Genomic DNA, 17185 nt, shown 5'->3' with positions numbered 1-17185 from the left:
TTGCCAGCGAAAGGGCCATCATCAGCACAGCCCGTCTTACTCCGGCTGCAACCAGGTGCTGACAAAGGCCTCGGTGTCCACTACCGGTGCGGTACGCGGCTCGTTCAACGGCGTGCCTACATACAGGAAGCCGATCACCTCCTCGCCCTCGCCCAGCCCCAACCCCTTGGCCACCTGCGGGCTGTACGACAGCTCACCGGTACGCCACACCGCACCGATGCCCTGGGCATAGGCGCAAAGCAGAATCGCGTGCGCAGCACAGGCCGCCGTCAGCCGCTGCTCGGACTTGGGCACCTTGAAATGATCCTGCAACCTGGCAATCACCACGATCAGCAACGGCGCGCGCAACGGCATCGCGTGCGCCTTGTCCAGCGCGGCCTGGGTGGCTTCACCCTGCGCCTGTACCGCTTCGGCCAGCAACACGCCCAACTGCTCGCGGGCCGCCCCTTCTATGGTCAGCAAGCGCCAGGGGCGCAACTGCCCATGGTCTGGCGCGCGCGACGCGGCCTGAAACAACAGCTTGCGCTGCGCGGCATCGGGCGCCGGCTCCACCAGGCGTGGAACGGAAACACGGTTGAGCAACGCGTCGAGAGCCTCCATCGGCTACCCCCTGTCGATAAATGTGCGGCTATTCTACCGTTTACTTAAAGGGGCCCATAGGTAGAATGGCGCCCCTCCGTTTCAGACCAGAGCAGATCACATGGCGTTGCCGACCTTACGGATCATCGGTTTCATTATCGGCATCTTCCTGATTACCCTGGCGATCAGCATGACCGTGCCCATGGCCACGCTGATCATCTACGAGCGCACCGAAGACCTGCACTCCTTCCTGTGGGCCAGCATGATCACCTTCATCGCCGGCCTGGCGCTGGTGATCCCCGGCCGCCCCGAGCACGTGCACCTGCGCCCGCGCGACATGTACCTGCTGACGGTGAGCAGTTGGCTGGTGGTATGCATCTTCGCCGCATTGCCGTTCCTGCTCACCCAGCACATCAGCTACACCGACGCCTTCTTCGAAAGCATGTCGGGCATCACCGCCACCGGCGCACCGTGCTCAGCGGCCTGGACAGCATGTCGCCGGGCATCCTCATGTGGCGCTCGCTGCTGCACTGGCTGGGCGGCATCGGCTTCATCGGCATGGCGGTGGCGATCCTGCCGCTGTTGCGCATCGGTGGCATGCGCCTGTTCCAGACCGAGTCCTCGGACCGTTCCGAAAAGGTCATGCCGCGCTCGCACATGGTGGCCAAGTCGATCGTGGCGGTGTACGTGGGCATCACCGCCATCGGCGGGCTGGCATTCTGGCTGGCCGGCATGAGCGTGTTCGACGCGATCAACCACGCCATGTCGGCCATCTCCACCGGCGGTTTCTCGACCTCGGATCAATCCCTGGCCAAATGGGATGCGCCCGCCGTGCACTGGGTGGCGGTGGTGGTAATGATTCTGGGCAGCGTGCCGTTCACCCTCTACGTGGCCACCCTGCGTGGCAACCGCAAGGCACTGCTCAAGGACCAGCAAGTACAAGGCCTGCTCGGCCTGCTGGTGGCCACCTGGCTGGTACTCGGCACCTGGTACTGGGCCACCACCAACCTGCACTGGCTGGATGCGCTGCGCCATGTGGCGCTGAACGTGACGTCGGTGGTCACCACCACCGGCTTCGCCCTGGGTGACTACAGCCTGTGGGGCAACTTTTCGCTGATGCTGTTCTTCTATCTGGGCTTCATCGGCGGCTGCTCGGGCTCGACCGCCGGCGGGATCAAGATCTTCCGCTTCCAGGTGGCCTACATCCTGCTCAAGGCCAGCCTCAACCAACTGATCCATCCACGCGCGGTGATCAAGCAGAAGTACAACGGTCACCGTCTCGACGAAGAGATCGTGCGCTCGATCCTGACGTTCTCGTTCTTCTTTGCCATCACCATCTGCATCATCGCGCTGCTGCTGTCGCTGCTGGGCGTGGACTGGATGACCGCACTCACCGGTGCTGCCGCCACCGTGTCGGGCGTGGGCCCGGGCCTTGGCGAAACCATCGGCCCGGCCGGCAACTTCTCGAGCCTGCCGGATGCGGCCAAGTGGATTCTGGCCGGCGGCATGCTGCTGGGACGGCTGGAGATCATTACGGTGCTGGTACTGTGCATGCCTGCGTTCTGGCGTCACTGACCGGTTCGGCCAGCGCTTCGTCGCTGGCACCCTTGGCTGCCCCCATACGTGCCCGGTACTCGCCTGGGGTCACGTCGAACCAGCGACGGAACGCCCGGAAAAAGTTGCTCGGGTCGGCAAAACCCAACAGGTAGGCCGTCTCCAGCAGGGTCATGTTGGGTTGTGCCAGGTATTGCTCGGCCAGTTCCCGTCGGGTGTCGTCGAGCAGGGTCTGGAAACTCGTGCCCTCCTCTTGCAGGCGCCGCTGCAAGGTGCGCTGGGACAAATGCAGGGCTTGGGCAACCATCTCGCGCTTCGGTTCGCCCTGGGGCAGCATCCGGCACAGCACCTGGCGGGCCCGGTGGGTCACGCGGCTTTCGGAAAACCGCGCCAGGTACTCGCCGGCAAAGCGATCGTGCAGGATAGCCATGGCTTCATTGGCGGTTGGCAGCGGCGCTTCCATGTCGGCACGCTCGAACAGCAATGCGTCGTGCGCCGCACCGAACACCAGCGGGGCCCGAAATGCCTGCTTATAGGGCTCGATGTCCACCGGCTGCGGCCCCTGTACCAGCACCCGCCGCAACTGGATCACACGCCCGCTCAACCAGCTGCACAGCGACAGCGCGCACGCCAGCGACGCCTCGGCACTGTGCCGGGTGGGTGGCAGGTGGTCGCCGTGCACGGTGAGTATCAACGAATAGCCTTCCGGGCCGAGGCGAAAGCTCAGGTCCGAACTCTCGGCGATGATGCGCTGGTAGCGCACCAGGCGCTCGAAGCCCTCGGCCAGGGTGCGGCTGGACATCAACGCATAACCCACCACGTGGAACGAAGCCGGGCGCACCACCCGAGCCATGTTCAGGCCAATGGCATGGTTGCCCGAAAGGTCTTCGGCCAGCTGCCACAGCCGCGTCATGGAGTCCTGGGTAAAGCGAGCGTCGGGATCGTCCAGCGCGGCAAAGTCCAGGCCGAGTTGCTTGAACAGGGCACGGCAATCGAGCCCTTCGAATTCAAGTGCCTTGACGATCCCCGAGGCCCAGCTTGCTGAAGTGGTTCTTTCGCTCATGGCTGGCTTCTTTTGGGTGATACCGCTCCTGCGGTGAACGCAAAGGATACTAAAGTGGCGCCCATTGTCACTGGTTGATACCGCGTCTCAATCCTAGACTCGGTTCAGGCTCCACCCCGTGCATGTTTCGTCATACCCGACAAACCTGGGAGCGATGCAGTGAACAGCCCCCCGCGCTTCAACAGCTTTGCCGAGTTCTACCCGTACTACCTCGCTGAGCATAGCAACCCTGCGTGCCGGCGCCTGCACTTCGTCGGCACCAGCCTGGTCATCGTGCTACTGGCCTGCGCCCTGGCCAGCGCCAACGGCTGGCTGCTGTTCGCGGTGCCGGTGGCCGGTTACGGCTTCGCCTGGGCCGGTCACTTCTTCTTCGAGAAGAACCGACCCGCCACCTTCACCTACCCGTTCTACAGCCTGCTGGGGGATTTTGCCCTCTATCGCGACATGCTGCGCGGCAAGGTGCACTTCTGATAAACGGCCCACAAGGTCAGAAACCCGTCCCGGCAAGCCACTACCGGTACCGGCAGAGTGCCTAAACTGGCTGCTCTGGCCGTCAACCCACGGAGTGCCGATGACCCAGCAGGCCCGCTTCACCCATATGCAGGACGGAACCGAACAGGACTGGGCGATCATCGCGGGCGATTTTCAAGCCTATGCGCGACAGCTTCCTGACCGTGTGCTGACGCACCTGCGCCTGCTCGATGGCGACTTCGGCGGGTTTCCCATCGACCGCCTGAGCCATTCACTGCAAACCGCCAGCCTGGCCTGGCGCGACGGCCGCGATGAAGAATACGTGGTGTGCGCGCTGTTGCACGACATCGGCGACACCCTTGGCAGTTACAACCACCCGGACATCGCCGCCGCCATCCTCAAGCCCTTCGTCAGCCCGGAGAACCTGTGGATGGTGGAAAAGCACGGGGTGTTCCAGGGCTACTACTTCTTCCACCACCTGGGCATGGACCGGCACCTGCGCGAACAATTCGAGGGGCACCCGCAGTACCAGCAGACCATCGAATTCTGTGCCCGCTACGATGCGGCTGCGTTCGACCCCGACTACCCGAGCCTACCGCTGAGTTTCTTCGAACCGATGCTGCGCCGGGTCTTCGCCCAGCCCCGCCAGTCGCTCTACAAGGCTGCCCTGCAAAAAGTCAGCGCCTGACTCACACGCTCGGCTCGCCAAGGGTGTGCCGCCCGGCCACGCGCCGGCTTCCTCGGCCTGTGCGTCGGCCAGCCGATACAGCTCGATATTGCCGTCCCAGTGCTCGATCAGCGCGGTGCACGACTCAACCCAGTCGCCACAGTTGAGGTAGTCCACCTCGCCCACCTTGCGAATCTCGGCGTGGTGGATATGCCCGCATACCACGCCGTGAAAGCCGCGCTTGACGCACTCGTGGGCAATCGCCTCCTCGAAGTCGCTGATGAAGTTCACCGCCGTCTTGACCTTGTGCTTCAGGTACGCGGACAACGACCAGTAGCCATAGCCATAATGCGCCCGCCAGTGATTGAGCCAGCGGTTGAGGGTAAGGGTGATTTCGTAGGCCGAGTCGCCCAGAAATGCCAGCCAGCGATGATAGCGGGTGATCACGTCGAACTGGTCGCCATGGATCACCAGCAGACGCCGACCGTCGGCGGTCAGGTGCTCGGCCTGGTCGACCAGCCGGATGTTGCCCAGCACCAGTTTCGAGTAGCGCCGCAGGAATTCGTCATGGTTGCCGGTCACGTAGATGACCTCGGTGCCGCGCTTGCTCATGGTCAACAGGCGCCGGATCACATTGGTATGGGCCTGCGGCCAGTACATGCCGCCACGCAGCTTCCAGCCGTCGATGATGTCGCCCACCAGGTAGATACGGTCGGCCTGGTAGCCCTTGAGAAACTGCGACAGGTGCTCAGCCTGGCAGTCCCGGGTGCCCAGGTGCACGTCCGAGATCCACAAGGTGCGCACCCGCTGCTTGCGGGAGGGTTTGCCAAGCTCGGCATGGGTCATGGGCAGGCTCCGGGAGAGTTTGTGCGAGCTTGCCTGCGGGCAGTTAACCGACCATGACCGTTGTGCGGCAGTTGCGTGACATGCCGTGCGCCGGCTCAGGGCCGGTCGTTGTGGCCCAGGTCGCGCTGCGGGTCGATCTGGTCGCGCACGCGCTGCTTGAGCAGCTTGGCCTCGGGGAAGCCGCCATCGGCCTTGCGCTCCCAGATCTCTACACCGTCACAGGTGATGCGAAAGGCGCCCCCGGTGGCGGGCTCCAGCGCTACCCGGCCCAGGTCGTCGCTGAAGGTGCTCAGCAGTTCCTGGGCCAGCCAGGCCGCGCGCAGCAGCCACTGGCACTGCGTGCAATAGGTGATGACTATTTCGGGTTTGGGCGTGGACATGCGCTAACGGTCTCCTGAACGGTGGTCGCGCTTATACTAGCGGTCTTTAACCTTTGCTCCGAGAGCCACGATGCGTCGTCTGCTGTTGTGCCTGCTACTGTCTTTCACCTCCCTTGCCCTGGCTGCAACCGAAACCACCCGCCCCAAGGTCGGCCTGGTGCTATCTGGCGGCGCGGCGCGGGGCCTGGCCCACATTGGCGTGCTCAAGGCGCTGGAGGAGCAAGGGGTGAAGATCGACGCAATTGCCGGCACCAGCATGGGCGCGGTGATCGGCGGGCTGTATGCCTCGGGCTACAAGATCGACGAACTGGAAAAACTCGCGCTGGCCATCGACTGGCAGCAGGCACTGTCCGATGCGCCACCGCGCAAGGACATTCCGTTCCGGCGCAAACAGGATGACCGCGACTTCCTGGTCAAACAGCGCCTGAGCTTTCGCGACGACGGCAGCCTTGGCCTGCCACTGGGCGTGATCCAGGGCCAGAACCTGGCACTGCTGCTGGAAAGCCTGCTGGCCCACACCAGCGACACCCGCGACTTCGACAAGCTGCCGGTGCCGTTCCGTGCCGTGGCCACCGATATCGCCAGCGGCGAGAAAGTGGTGTTTCGCAAAGGCCACCTGCCCCAGGTGATCCGCGCCAGCATGTCGATCCCGGCCGTGTTTGCCCCGGTCGAGCTGGACGGCCGGCTGCTGGTGGACGGCGGCATGGTCGACAACATCCCGCTGGACATCGTGCGCGAGATGGGCGTGGACATCGCCATCGTGGTCGACATCGGCACACCGCTGCGCAGCCGCAAGCAACTGGCCACGGTGGTCGATGTGCTCAACCAGTCCATCACCCTGATGACACGGCGCAACTCCGAGGAGCAACTGGCTTCGCTGCACGCCACTGACATCCTGGTGCAGCCACCGCTGGCCAGCTTCGGCGTGACCGACTTCGGCCGCGCGCAAGAGATGATCGATGCCGGCTACCGCGCCACCCGCATTCTGGACCCGCGCCTGGCGCACTTGCGCCAACCCGACAGCACCACCACCGAGCTGGCCGTGGCACGCTCGCCTGGCCAGAGAACGCCCGTGATCACCGCGATCAGGATCGAAAACGACTCCAAGGTCAGTGACGACGTCATCCGCTACTACATCCGCCAGCCCATCGGCGAGCCGCTGGAGCTCGACCGCCTGCGCACCGACATGGGCACCCTGTACGGCCTGGACTACTTCGACCGGGTGCAGTACCGCGTGGTGCACAAGGGCCAGGACAACACCCTGGTGATCAACGCCCGCGGCCGCCGTGGCGGTACCGACTACCTGCGCCTGGGGCTGAACCTGTCGGACGACCTGCGCGGTGACAGCGCCTTCAACCTGGGCGCCAGTTACCGGGTCAACGGCATCAACCGCCTGGGCGCAGAATGGCTGACGCGGGCCCAGATCGGTGATCAGCAAGAGCTCTACAGCGAGTTCTACCAACCCCTGGACACCGGCTCACGCTACTTCGTCGCGCCTTACCTGGACATTGGTTCGCAGAACATCGAGGCCACCCTGGACAACGATCCAATTGCCGAGTACCGCCTTGAACGCTACGGCCTGGGCCTGAACCTGGGCCGTCAGATCGGCAACAATGGCGAAGTACGCCTGGGCGTCGGCCAGGCGTGGGGCCAGGCCGAGGTGCGCATCGGCGAGCAGGACCTGCCCAAGGTGAACTTCAACGAAGGGTTCTACGACCTCAAGTACTCGTTCGACACCCTCGACAACGTGTACTTCCCCCACAGCGGCGAAGACATCAGCATGACCCTGCGCCAGTTCGAACCCGGCCTGGGCTCGGACCAGCGCTACCGGCAGTGGGACCTGAAACTGGACAAGGCGCTGAGCGGCGGGCCGAACACCTGGGTGTTCGGCGGGCGTTACGGCAGGACCCTGGACACTGCCGAGGTGGTCACCTCAAGCTTCGTGATGGGCGGCGCCCGGCAGTTGTCGGGCTTTCGCCAGAACTCGGTATCGGGCCAGAACATCAGCCTGATGCGCATGGTCTACTACCGCCGCCTGACTCCGCGCACCTACCTGCCGCTGGACTTCCCGCTGTACCTGGGCGGCTCGCTGGAGCGCGGCCGCGCGTGGAACAACGACAATGAATTCGACAGCGGCTACATCAATGCTGCCAGCATCTTCCTGGGCTTCGATACACCGCTGGGGCCGTTGAATTTCAGCTATGGCAGCAACAGCGACAACCAGAAAGCCTTCTATCTCAACCTGGGGCAGACCTTCTAGGATCGTTCGAGGTTGGCCAGGATGCGCGCGTGCACCCGCATGCACACGCGCATGTCCTCTTCGTCGACCCCCTCGAACAGTTCGACACGCAGGGCATTGGCAATGGTCTCGATCTGGTCGATCAGGGGTTTGGCCGGCGGGCACAGCACGATCTTCTTCGCGCGCCGGTCTTCCAGCACCGCCTGACGCTTGACCAGACCTTGCGCCTCCAGGCTGTCGAGCAGACGCGCCAGGGTCGGCCCCTCCACTCCAACGCTCTGCGCCAGCTCACGCTGGGTCGGGGCTTGCTCGAAACGCGCCAGATGCAACAGTACCAGCCAACGCGCCTGCGACAGGTTGAGCCCGGCCAGGCGGCGATCGAGCTCGGCGCGCCAACCCCGGGACATATGGGCCAACTGCATCCCGAAGCGGTGTTGATCGGTCAACGGCATAGAAAACTCATCATCAGAACTAATTAATAGGCAGCTAACCATGACCTTGAGCCTTAGGCAAGGCTCAGGCGGCGGGCGCGCCTGCGATAATCGTCATAAATGATGACAAACCGCGATTTTACATCTCGAACTCGGCCGCCAGCGCGGCACGCACGCAGTACAGCACGCCTTCCGGCACCCGCCCGCCGAACTGCTCGATGATCGCCGAGACCGGTGGCAGCTCGCCTTCGCCGTCAAGGAAGGCGTCCTGGATTTCTCCCATCAGTTCTTCTGGCAGGTCCAGCGCCTGTTCCAGCGACAGCTGTTGGCGGCCGATGGCCTCGGCCAGCAGGCTGTAGACGTTCTTTTCGCTGCATTGCAGCTGGCCGGCAATCTGTACCGGGGTCATGCCGGCGCGGGCCAGGCTGATCAACTCGTGACGCAGATCGGCCACCACTGCGGGGGCCTCTGCCCCACCACCCAGCACTTCGAGGAAGGCCTGACCGTAGCGCTCCAGCTTGCGCGCGCCGACCCCACTGACCTGGGCCATCTCGCTCAGGCTGCCGGGCTGGCTGCGCAGCATCTCGAGCAACGTGGAGTCGGGGAAAATCACATACGGCGGCACGCCGTGCTCTTCGGCCAGCTTGCGTCGCAGGGCACGCAGGGCTTCCCACTGCTCGCGCTCTTCGCCGCGCACCAGCTGGCTGGCCGGGCTGCCCGAACTGCTGGTCTTGCTGCTGGTCTGCGGCTTGAGGTCGCGACGCAGTTCCAGGCTAACCTCACCACGCAGCAATGGCCGACACGTGTCGGACAGGCGCAGGCCGCCATACCCCTCCAAGTCGATATCGGCCAGGCCACGTGCCACCAACTGGCGGAACAGCGAACGCCATTCGCCTTCGGAACGGGCCTTGCCCACGCCATGCACCGCCAGCTTCTCGTGGCCGAAATTGCGGATCTTCTCGTTGTCCTTGCCCAGCAGCACATCCACCAGGTGGCCCACGCCGTAGCGCTGGCCAGTGCGGTAGATCGCCGACAGGGCCTGACGGGCAGGTTCGGTGGCATCCCAGGTCTGTACGCCGTCGACACAGTTGTCACAGTGCCCGCACGGCTGGGGCAGTTCTTCATCGAAGTAGTTGAGCAGGATCTGGCGCCGGCAACGGGTCTCTTCGCACAATGCCAGCATCGCATCGAGCTTGTGCTGCTCCACGCGCTTGTGGCGCTCGTCGCCTTCGGAGTTCTGCAGCATCTGCTTGAGCATCACCATGTCCTGCAGCCCGTAGGCCATCCAGGCATCGGCTGGCAGGCCGTCACGGCCGGCACGCCCGGTTTCCTGGTAGTAGGCTTCCAGCGACTTGGGCAGGTCGAGGTGGGCGACGAAACGCACGTTGGGCTTGTCGATACCCATGCCGAACGCAATGGTCGCGACCATGATCAGGCCCTCCTCGTTGAGGAAGCGCCGCTGGTTGCTGGCACGGGTTTCGGCCGGCAGGCCGGCGTGGTACGGCAGCGCCGGGTAACCCTGCTCGCAGAGGAACGCCGCCACGTCGTCGACCTTCTTGCGCGACAGGCAATACACGATGCCGGCATTACCGCGTCGCTCGCTCAGGAACGCCAGCAACTGCTTGCGTGGCTGCTCCTTGGGCACGATACGGTAGAAAATGTTCGGCCGGTCGAAGCTGGACAGGAAGCGCTCGGCGTTCTGCAGGTGCAGGCGCGTGACGATCTCTTCGCGCGTGCGCATGTCTGCCGTGGCAGTCAGGGCGATGCGCGGCACGTTGGGGAACAGCTCGGCCAGTTGCCCCAACTGCAGGTATTCGGGGCGAAAGTCGTGGCCCCATTGCGATACGCAGTGGGCTTCGTCGATGGCGAACAGCGCAATGTCGAGGCTGCGCAAAAAGTCCAGCATGCGCGGCTGTACCAGGCGCTCGGGGGCCAGATAGAGCATTTTCAGCTCGCCGCGCCGGATACGCGCGGCCAGCTCGCGCTGCTGCTCGGCGCTCAGCGTGGAGTTCAGCGACGCGGCGGCAACGCCCAGCTCGTCGAGGGTGGCAACCTGATCCTCCATCAGCGCGATCAGTGGCGACACCACCACCGCCAGGCCTTCGCGCAACAGCCCCGGGACCTGGAAGCACAGCGACTTGCCGCCGCCGGTGGGCATCAGGACCAGCGCATCGCCGCCCTTGGCCACACATTCGATGATCGCCCCCTGGCGCCCGCGAAAGCTGTCGTAGCCGAAGATGTCCTTGAGGACGCGCTGAGCCTGTTCGAGCATAAAAACTCCATAAATCGCAGAACCATCCTGGCCACAGGCTGGATGAAAAGCTTGCCCGCCACACCAGAAATTGCGTAAGCGGCTTTTGCCGCAGCCGCGTGCAGGCGTGGCCGGGGCGAAAAGCCGAGCATTATACCGGACCCGGCGTCTGTGCAGGGGGCTCAGCGATAGGCGTCATCCTTTGCCTCGCAAGCGCCGCAAGATGCTAGAATTCCAACATCGTTTATTCCCAAGGTAGCCCTGTAATGTCCTTCGCTGAGCAATTAACCCGCCTGCAAGCCTTCCTCGACGCCGACGAGCTGCACGAAGAAGCGCTGGACTACGTTGCCGCCCACGGCTACCTGACCGCGCTGTCGATCTGCTCCGAGGTCGTTCCCGACCGTGAATGGATCGATGCCCTGTTCGCCGAGCCGCCACACTACAAGGACGACGCACAGCGCGACGAAATCGAAGCCACGCTGCTGCAGCTCAAGGCGCACATCGCCCGCCAGCTGGCCAGCGACGAGGAATTCGAGCTGCCGTGCGACCTCGACCTGGGCGACGAGCCGGACGACTCCGACCTGCGCGGCTGGTGCATCGGCTTCATGGAAGGGGTATTCCTTCGCGAAGAGGCCTGGTTCGAAAGTGCCGAAGAGGAAGTCAGCGAAATGCTGCTGCCGATCATGGTCGGTTCGGGCCTGTTCGACGATCAGCCCGAGTTCGAGGACATCGCCAAGGACGCCAACCTGATGGACGACATGATCGTGCAGATCCCCGAGGCCCTGACCGCCTTGTACCTGCTGTGCCATGCGCCTGAAGAAAAACCGGCCCTGCTCAAGCCGCGTCACCACTGAGTCTGCATCCATGCGCTACCTGCTGCTGGCCATCGGCTGGCTCAGCGTCGCGCTGGGGGTGATCGGCATCTTCCTTCCGGTGTTGCCGACCACCCCTTTTTTATTGCTGGCGGCCGCGTGCTTCGCGCGCAGTTCGCCACGCTTTCATGACTGGCTGGTGAATCACCCGCGGCTCGGGCCGTGGATTGGCGACTACCTCAGTGGCGAAGGCATCCCGCTCAAGGGCAAGGTGTATGCGATCGGGCTGATGTGGTTGAGCATCGGCTTTTCGTGCTACCTGGTGCCATTGGCGTGGGCACGCGGGTTCATGCTGACCAGTGCGGTGCTGGTGACGGTGTACATCCTGAGGCAGAAGACCTTGCGCAGACCGCTTTAGGGCTGCTGCGTCCCCCTTCGCTGGCAAGCCAGCTCCCACAGGTACACCGCCCTCATGCTCAGCGGTGTACCTGTGGAAGCTGGCTTGCCAGCGAAGAGGCCCAAACAGGCTATCCAGCACTCACACCGTATCCACCTTCAACGAATGGTCATTGAGCATGCCGTTGATGATCGTCGCCGTGTCCGCCCCCGCCGAAATCACCCCGCCTGCTCCCGCCGTCACCCCATAGTGGTGAGCCAGGTCAACCCCCCGCCAGCTCGATGGTCTGTGTCGGCGTGGCGCCCGCCACCGCACTCACCTCGATGGTCGAGATCACCCCGGTGCCGGTCTGGGTCACCTTGAAGTGCAGGTAGTCATCCAGTGACGCCGACGTTGCATTCTCCCCCTGCAGCAGTTGCGAAAGGTCCAGGCGATCAGTACCCGGCGTGAAGTCGGTGACCCGGTCGTGCCCGGTGTTGCCCTGCTGCCACAGGAAGGTATCACTGCCCTCCCCGCCCGTGAGGGTGTTGTTGCCCGGCCCGCCGATCAGCACGTCATCCCCTGCACCACCGACCAGGGTGTCATGGCCCAGCCCCCCGATCAGGGTATTGGCATGCTCGTCGCCGGTCAGTTTGTCATCGAAATTCGACCCCACCAGGTTTTCGATCGACACCAGCCGGTCCAACCCGGCACCCACGGTGTTCTGTACCCCCGTCTCGGCCAGGCTGACCGTCACACCGCTGCCCGCACTGGCATAACTGGCGGTGTCGAGCCCGGCGCCCCCGTCGAGCAGGTCGTTGCCAGCACCGCCGATCAGCAGGTCATCGCCGTCGCCGCCGTACAACACGTCGTTGCCATCGCCGCCCATCAGCACATCGTTGCCATCGCCAGCGTTGAGCGTGTCGTGGCCCGCCCCGGCCAGCAGGATGTCATCGTGGTCGCTACCGTTGAGCGTCGAGCCCGCCTGGTAGTTGATGTCCACCGCGCCCGTGGCACTGCCGCCATGCCCGTCGCTGACGGTGTAGGTGCCGTTGTAGGTCGGCGCCTGCTCATGTGCGCCGGCATAGTTGATGGCCATGTTCAACTGGTAGCTTTCCGCCCCCTTGCCACCATCGTCGTTGACCCGGTTGACCAGATGGATGCTGTACACCCCGTCATGCTCAGCGGTGAAACTGCCGCCGTCGGCGATGGTATGGTAGGTGCCGCTTTCGTCTTTCCATTGCATCAGCAGGTTGCGATCAGTGTTGCGGTTGTGGTCCAGCGTCAGGGTTTCGCCCTCGCGCAGGCTCACCTTGATCACATCCTCGTCATTGCCGTTGGCATTGCTCACCGCGCCCAGATAACCACTGACCACCAGCGCCGCGGTCATGGACCCGGCCGTGCCAGTGAAGGCACTGCGTGCAATCACCCGCTCCTGGTTGGCCAGCGTATCGTCGGAACCATTGAACACGATGGTCGGCTTGGTACTGCCCAGCGTGAAGTCCGCACCTTTCTTCCAGCCGGTATTGAACGTGATGGGTGAAGCACCGAGCGGATCCTTGTTGGCATCGCTGTCATTGGCCAGCAAGGCTTCGGCCGGCACGCTGATACTTGGCGCGAAAATGTTGGTAATGATGTGGTCGGCATTGGCCAGCGGCGCGGCATTGGTGTTGACGTTGATCACCAGATTGGCGCTGCTCAGGTCGCCGTCGTTGTCGCTGGCGACGAACTTGATGGTTTCGACCTGGTTGCTGCCACTGTCCTTGGGTGGCGTGTAGGTGAACTGGCCGTTGTCCATGTCCACCACCAGCGTGCCGCCCAGGCTGGTCTTGACCGTGATGCTGTTGGTAATGGTGTCGAACACGCCGCGGTCGGCGCGCCGCTGGCGGCATAGCTGCCCTGATTGGACAGGCCCTTGGGGTCGAAGGTATAGGTGGTGCCGTCGATGAGCAGCGCCTTGATGAAACCGCCGTCGGCGCCAAAGTCGCCACCGCTCATCAGGCTGCCGGTAATCGGCGCGCCCTGCACCGTGCCAGACAACACATTGCCCAGTTGCGCAAGGTCGGTGACCACCACCGAGTTGGTATCGGTGTGGGTACTGCCGTCATACGCCGCCGGATTGAGATTGCCCGCATTGACACCACTGCCCAGGCCGATCGCGTAGGACTTGATGCCATTCTGGTCGAGGAAGTTCTCCCAGCCAGCCGTGCGCGTGTCCGTCAGGGCGTGCCCCGATGTCGGTGCGCCATCCGAGAAGAAGTAGCTGACGCTCTGTGCGCCCTCCAGCTTGCCCGCGGTCTTGTAGGCATCCTGCGCCACGTTGACGGCCGAGTCGTAGTAAGTCGAACCGCCCGGGCTCAGGTCCTTGATCAGCGCCTTGGCCTGGTCGACCGTGACCCACACCTCGGAACGGTCGCTGGCACCGGTGGCGAAGGTGACGATTTTCACTTTCACATCGCCCATGTCGTCGTACTTGTCGAGCAGTGCGCCAATCGCCTCCTTGGCCAGCTCAAGGCGGCTCAGGCCGCGGACGCCGGACTTGTCGGCCATGCTGCCCGAGATATCGATGACCAGCAGCAGGTTGGTGTCGACCTGGCCTGGCGTGATCGAACGGGCCGCGTCCACGGCCTTGGGCACATCGTCGACAATGCGGATCACGATGCTGCTGGTGACGCTGTTGCCCAGTGCATCGGTAGCCTTGTAGGTGAAGGTTTCGCCGGCCACCACATTCGCCCCGTTGTCGCTGTTGCCGGTCTGCGGCGCCGAGGTCAGGGTGTACTTGTAGCTGCCGTCGGCATTGAGCTGGATCTGGCCATAGCGCCCGTGGCGCTGCCCACCAGGGTGTAGGTGAGCGCGCCCGAACCACCCTGGACAGCACCGACCAGGCTGCCCGTCGCCGTTTCGCCGGGCGAGGCGGGGTTGCTGCCGAGCACTGTGCCCGGCGCCAGGTCCTGCGGGTCCTGGGTCAGGTCCAGGGCATTCTCGTAGACCTTCACATCGTAGTCCGCGCAGGCCTGCAGCTTGCTGTCGGTAACGTTGATGGTGAGGGTGGTGGTGCTTTCATCGCCATCGGCATCGCGGATGGTGTAGGTGAACACATCCTTCGCGCCGGCTGGATTCACCGCGTTGGCATTGGCCTTGTACACCGCCTCGCCATTGGCATTGAGGGTCAGGGTACCGTAGGTGCCGGCAATGCCCAGCCCCACCGCGCCAATAGCCGAGGTCGAGGTATCGGCGCCGGCACGCACCCCCACCACCGCGCCGTTCAGGGCCGGCCCGTCGGCACCGAGCACATCGTTGCCCAGCACGTTGCCGGTAACCGTACCGCCCTCGATCACCGTGGCGCTGTCCGACTCGGCCGTGGGCATGTCGTCGACGATCTTGATCACGATGGTACTGGTGGCGGTATTGCCCAGCGAGTCAGTGGCCTTGAAGGTGAACGTCTCGCTGCTGACGATATTGGCGCCGTCATTGCCGTTGCCGATGTGCGGAGCCGAGGTCAGGGTGTACTTGTAGCTGCCATCGGCGTTGATCTGGATCTGGCCGTAGGCCCCGGTAGCGCTGCCGACCAGACTGTAGGTGATCGCGCCGACACCACCGGACACCGTCCCTTGCAGGTTGCCGACCGAGGTTTCGCTGGCCCTTTGCGGCGCGCTGCCCACCACCGTGCCGGGGGCAAGGTCCCAGCTATCCTGGGTGAGGTCCAGCCCGCGCTCATACACCTTGATGTCATCGTTATCCGGGCACGCCACCAGCTTGCTGTCGGTGACATTGATGGTGAGGGTGGTGGTGCTTTCATCGCCATCGGCGTCGCGGATGGTGTAGGTGAAGACGTCCTTGGCGCCGTCTGGCGTGACGGCATCCGCATGCGCCTTGTACTCGGCCTGGCCATTGGCATTGAGGATCAGCGTGCCGTAGGTGCCGGCGATCGCAACGCCCAGCGAGCCGATGGCCGAGGTCGACGTGTCGGCACCGGCCCGCACGCCCACCACCGCCTGGCTGAGGTCGGGGGTGTCCGCACCAAAGCTGTCGTTGGTCAGCACATTGCCCCTGACCGTCCCCCCTTCGACCACCGTGGCACTGTCCGACTCGGCCCTGGGCACGTCGTCGACGATCCTGATCACGATGGTGCTGGTGGTGGTATTGCCCAGTGCGTCGGTGGCCTTGTAGGTAAAGGTCTCGGTGCTGACGATATTGGCACCGTCATTGCCGTTGCCGATCTGCGGCGCGACGTCAGGGTGTATTTGTAGCTGCCGTCGGCGTTCAGCTGGATCTGGCCATACGCGCCCGTGGCGCTGCCCTCCAGGGCGTAGGTCAGTGCACCCGAGCCGCCGGTGACCGCGCCCACGAGGCTGCCGGTGGCGGTCTCGCCTGGCGAATTGGGATTGCTGCCCACCACCGTGCCAGGCGCGAGGTCTTGCGGGTCCTGGGTCAGGTCCAGGGCTTTTTCGTACACCTTCACATCATCGTCCGGGCACGCCACCAGCTTGCTGTCGGTGACATTGATGGTGAGGGTGGTGGTGCTTTCATCGCCGTCGGCATCGCGGATGGTGTAGGTGAAGACATCCTTGGCACCGTCCGGCGTGACGGCATTCGCATGCGCCTTGTACTCGGCCTGGCCATTGGCATTGAGGATCAGCGTGCCGTACGTGCCGGCGATCGCGATGCCCAACGAGCCGATGGCCGAGGTCGAGGTGTCGGCACCGGCCCGCACGCCCACCACCGCCTGGGCCAGGTCAGGCCTGTCCGCGCCAAACGTATCGTTGTCCAGCACGTTGCCGGTGACCGTGCCGCCCTCCACCACGCTGGTGCTATCGGCGTGGGCCTTGGGCACGTCGTCGACGATCTTGATCACGATGGTGCTGGTGGTGCTGTTGCCCAGCGCATCGGTGGCTTTGTAGATGAAGGTTTCGCTGCTGACGATATTGGCGCCGTCATTGCCGTTGCCGATCTGCGGGGCGGAGGTCAGGGTGTACTTGTAGCTGCCGTCGGCGTTCAGCTGGATCTGGCCATACGTACCCGTCGCGCTGCTCTCCAGGGTGTAGGTGATCGCACCCGAGCCTCCCGTGACGGCCCCGACCAGGGTGCCGGTCGCCGTTTCGCTGGTCGCGCCGGGGTTACTCCCCACCACGGTACCAGGCGCCAGATCCTGCGGATCCTGGTTCAGGTCCAGGGCCTTTTCATACACGGTCACATCGCCATCGGGCCGGGCAACCAGCTTGCAGTCGGTGACATTGATGGTGATGGTGGTGGTGCTTTCGTCGCCGTCGGCATCGCGGATGGTGTAGGTGAACACGTCGTGCGCCCCATCCGGTGCCACCGCATTGGGGTACGCCGTGTACTCGGCCTGGCCGTTGGCATTCAGGATCAACGTACCGTAGGTGCCGGCAATGCCCAGGCCCAGCGAGCCGATGGCTGAGGTCGAGGTGTCGGCACCGGCACGCACGCCCACCACCGTGTGCTCCAGCGCCGGGCGATCGGCGCCAAGCCGGTCGTTGTCCAGCACGTTGCCGGTG

The 17185-nt window shown here is 64.1% G+C and carries 12 protein-coding genes and 5 pseudogenes; 6 read left to right on the top strand and 11 right to left on the bottom strand.

Annotation, left to right across the window (positions count from 1 at the left end; all coding sequences use genetic code 11):
- Positions 1–36: 36 nt before the first annotated feature.
- Complete coding sequence (locus G3436_RS14735) at positions 37–600, bottom strand: nitroreductase family protein (RefSeq protein ID WP_163946210.1); 564 nt, start codon at positions 598–600, stop codon at positions 37–39.
- Positions 601–700: 100 nt separating this feature from the next.
- On the opposite strand from G3436_RS14735, the pseudogene G3436_RS14730 reads away from it, so the two are divergent.
- Positions 701–2154 (top strand): annotated as a pseudogene (locus G3436_RS14730) (TrkH family potassium uptake protein).
- Here the strand turns inward: G3436_RS14730 and G3436_RS14725 are convergent.
- Entirely contained in the window at positions 2111–3196 is a 1086-nt protein-coding gene (locus G3436_RS14725) for an AraC family transcriptional regulator (protein ID WP_163946207.1), read from the bottom strand. The pseudogene G3436_RS14730 and the gene G3436_RS14725 sit on opposite strands and share 44 nt — an antisense overlap.
- 159 nt (positions 3197–3355) lie before the next feature.
- On the opposite strand from G3436_RS14725, the gene G3436_RS14720 reads away from it, so the two are divergent.
- On the top strand, positions 3356–3667 hold the full coding sequence (locus tag G3436_RS14720) for an Mpo1-like protein (protein WP_163946204.1): 312 nt from the start codon (positions 3356–3358) through the stop codon (positions 3665–3667).
- Positions 3668–3767: 100 nt separating this feature from the next.
- Entirely contained in the window at positions 3768–4355 is a 588-nt protein-coding gene (locus tag G3436_RS14715; RefSeq protein ID WP_163946202.1) for an HD domain-containing protein, read from the top strand.
- A 15-nt stretch (positions 4356–4370) separates the two neighbouring features.
- Here G3436_RS14715 and G3436_RS14710 read toward each other — a convergent pair.
- Both G3436_RS14710 and G3436_RS14705 read right to left on the bottom strand, forming a co-directional pair.
- Positions 4371–5180 (bottom strand): annotated as a pseudogene (locus tag G3436_RS14710) (UDP-2,3-diacylglucosamine diphosphatase); the annotation flags it as partial.
- Positions 5181–5275: 95 nt separating this feature from the next.
- Positions 5276–5560 carry an Rdx family protein gene (locus tag G3436_RS14705; protein WP_163946199.1) on the bottom strand — a complete coding sequence of 95 codons (285 nt, stop codon included), beginning with the start codon at positions 5558–5560 and terminating at the stop codon, positions 5276–5278.
- Between the two features lie 70 nt (positions 5561–5630).
- Here G3436_RS14705 and G3436_RS14700 point away from each other — a divergent pair, with 70 nt between their 5' ends.
- A complete protein-coding gene (locus G3436_RS14700) occupies positions 5631–7820 on the top strand; it encodes a patatin-like phospholipase family protein (RefSeq protein WP_163946196.1) in 2190 nt (729 codons plus the stop codon).
- Here G3436_RS14700 and G3436_RS14695 read toward each other — a convergent pair.
- Positions 7817–8251 carry a MarR family transcriptional regulator gene (locus G3436_RS14695; protein WP_163946193.1) on the bottom strand — a complete coding sequence of 145 codons (435 nt, stop codon included), beginning with the start codon at positions 8249–8251 and terminating at the stop codon, positions 7817–7819. The genes G3436_RS14700 and G3436_RS14695 overlap by 4 nt on opposite strands.
- 118 nt (positions 8252–8369) lie before the next feature.
- The gene (gene recQ / locus G3436_RS14690; protein ID WP_163946190.1) at positions 8370–10502 is read right to left on the bottom strand and encodes a DNA helicase RecQ; all 2133 of its coding nucleotides are present in this window, start codon (positions 10500–10502) and stop codon (positions 8370–8372) included.
- Between the two features lie 245 nt (positions 10503–10747).
- On the opposite strand from recQ, the gene G3436_RS14685 reads away from it, so the two are divergent.
- Together G3436_RS14685 and G3436_RS14680 are read left to right on the top strand one after the other, a co-directional pair.
- Positions 10748–11335 (top strand): UPF0149 family protein, encoded by a 588-nt coding sequence (locus G3436_RS14685; RefSeq protein WP_163946187.1) that lies wholly within the window; start codon positions 10748–10750, stop codon positions 11333–11335.
- The gene (locus tag G3436_RS14680) at positions 11289–11711 is read left to right on the top strand and encodes a YbaN family protein (RefSeq protein WP_163946183.1); all 423 of its coding nucleotides are present in this window, start codon (positions 11289–11291) and stop codon (positions 11709–11711) included. The genes G3436_RS14685 and G3436_RS14680 overlap by 47 nt, the downstream gene beginning before the upstream one ends.
- Positions 11712–11952: 241 nt before the next feature.
- Here G3436_RS14680 and G3436_RS28570 read toward each other — a convergent pair whose 3' ends face one another.
- The 5 genes and pseudogenes from G3436_RS28570 to G3436_RS14660 form a co-directional block, all read right to left on the bottom strand.
- A complete protein-coding gene (locus tag G3436_RS28570; protein ID WP_338001261.1) occupies positions 11953–13533 on the bottom strand; it encodes a type I secretion C-terminal target domain-containing protein in 1581 nt (526 codons plus the stop codon).
- 239 nt (positions 13534–13772) lie between these two features.
- Positions 13773–14465: pseudogene (locus G3436_RS28565) on the bottom strand (vWA domain-containing protein); the annotation flags it as partial.
- Between the two features lie 287 nt (positions 14466–14752).
- Positions 14753–15172, bottom strand: a pseudogene (locus G3436_RS28960) (Ig-like domain-containing protein); the annotation flags it as partial.
- A gap of 312 nt (positions 15173–15484) precedes the next feature.
- Positions 15485–15772: pseudogene (locus G3436_RS28955) on the bottom strand (Ig-like domain-containing protein); the annotation flags it as partial.
- Positions 15773–15789: 17 nt separating this feature from the next.
- A partial coding sequence (locus G3436_RS14660; protein ID WP_194356769.1) for an Ig-like domain-containing protein occupies positions 15790–17185 on the bottom strand: 1396 nt, incomplete at its 5' end.

This window comes from Pseudomonas brassicae, from assembly GCF_010671725.1.
Classification (GTDB): Bacteria; Pseudomonadota; Gammaproteobacteria; order Pseudomonadales; family Pseudomonadaceae; genus Aquipseudomonas; species Aquipseudomonas brassicae.
Note: the sequence above shows the minus strand (reverse complement) of the source record. Positions and strands in the feature narration are given on the sequence as shown.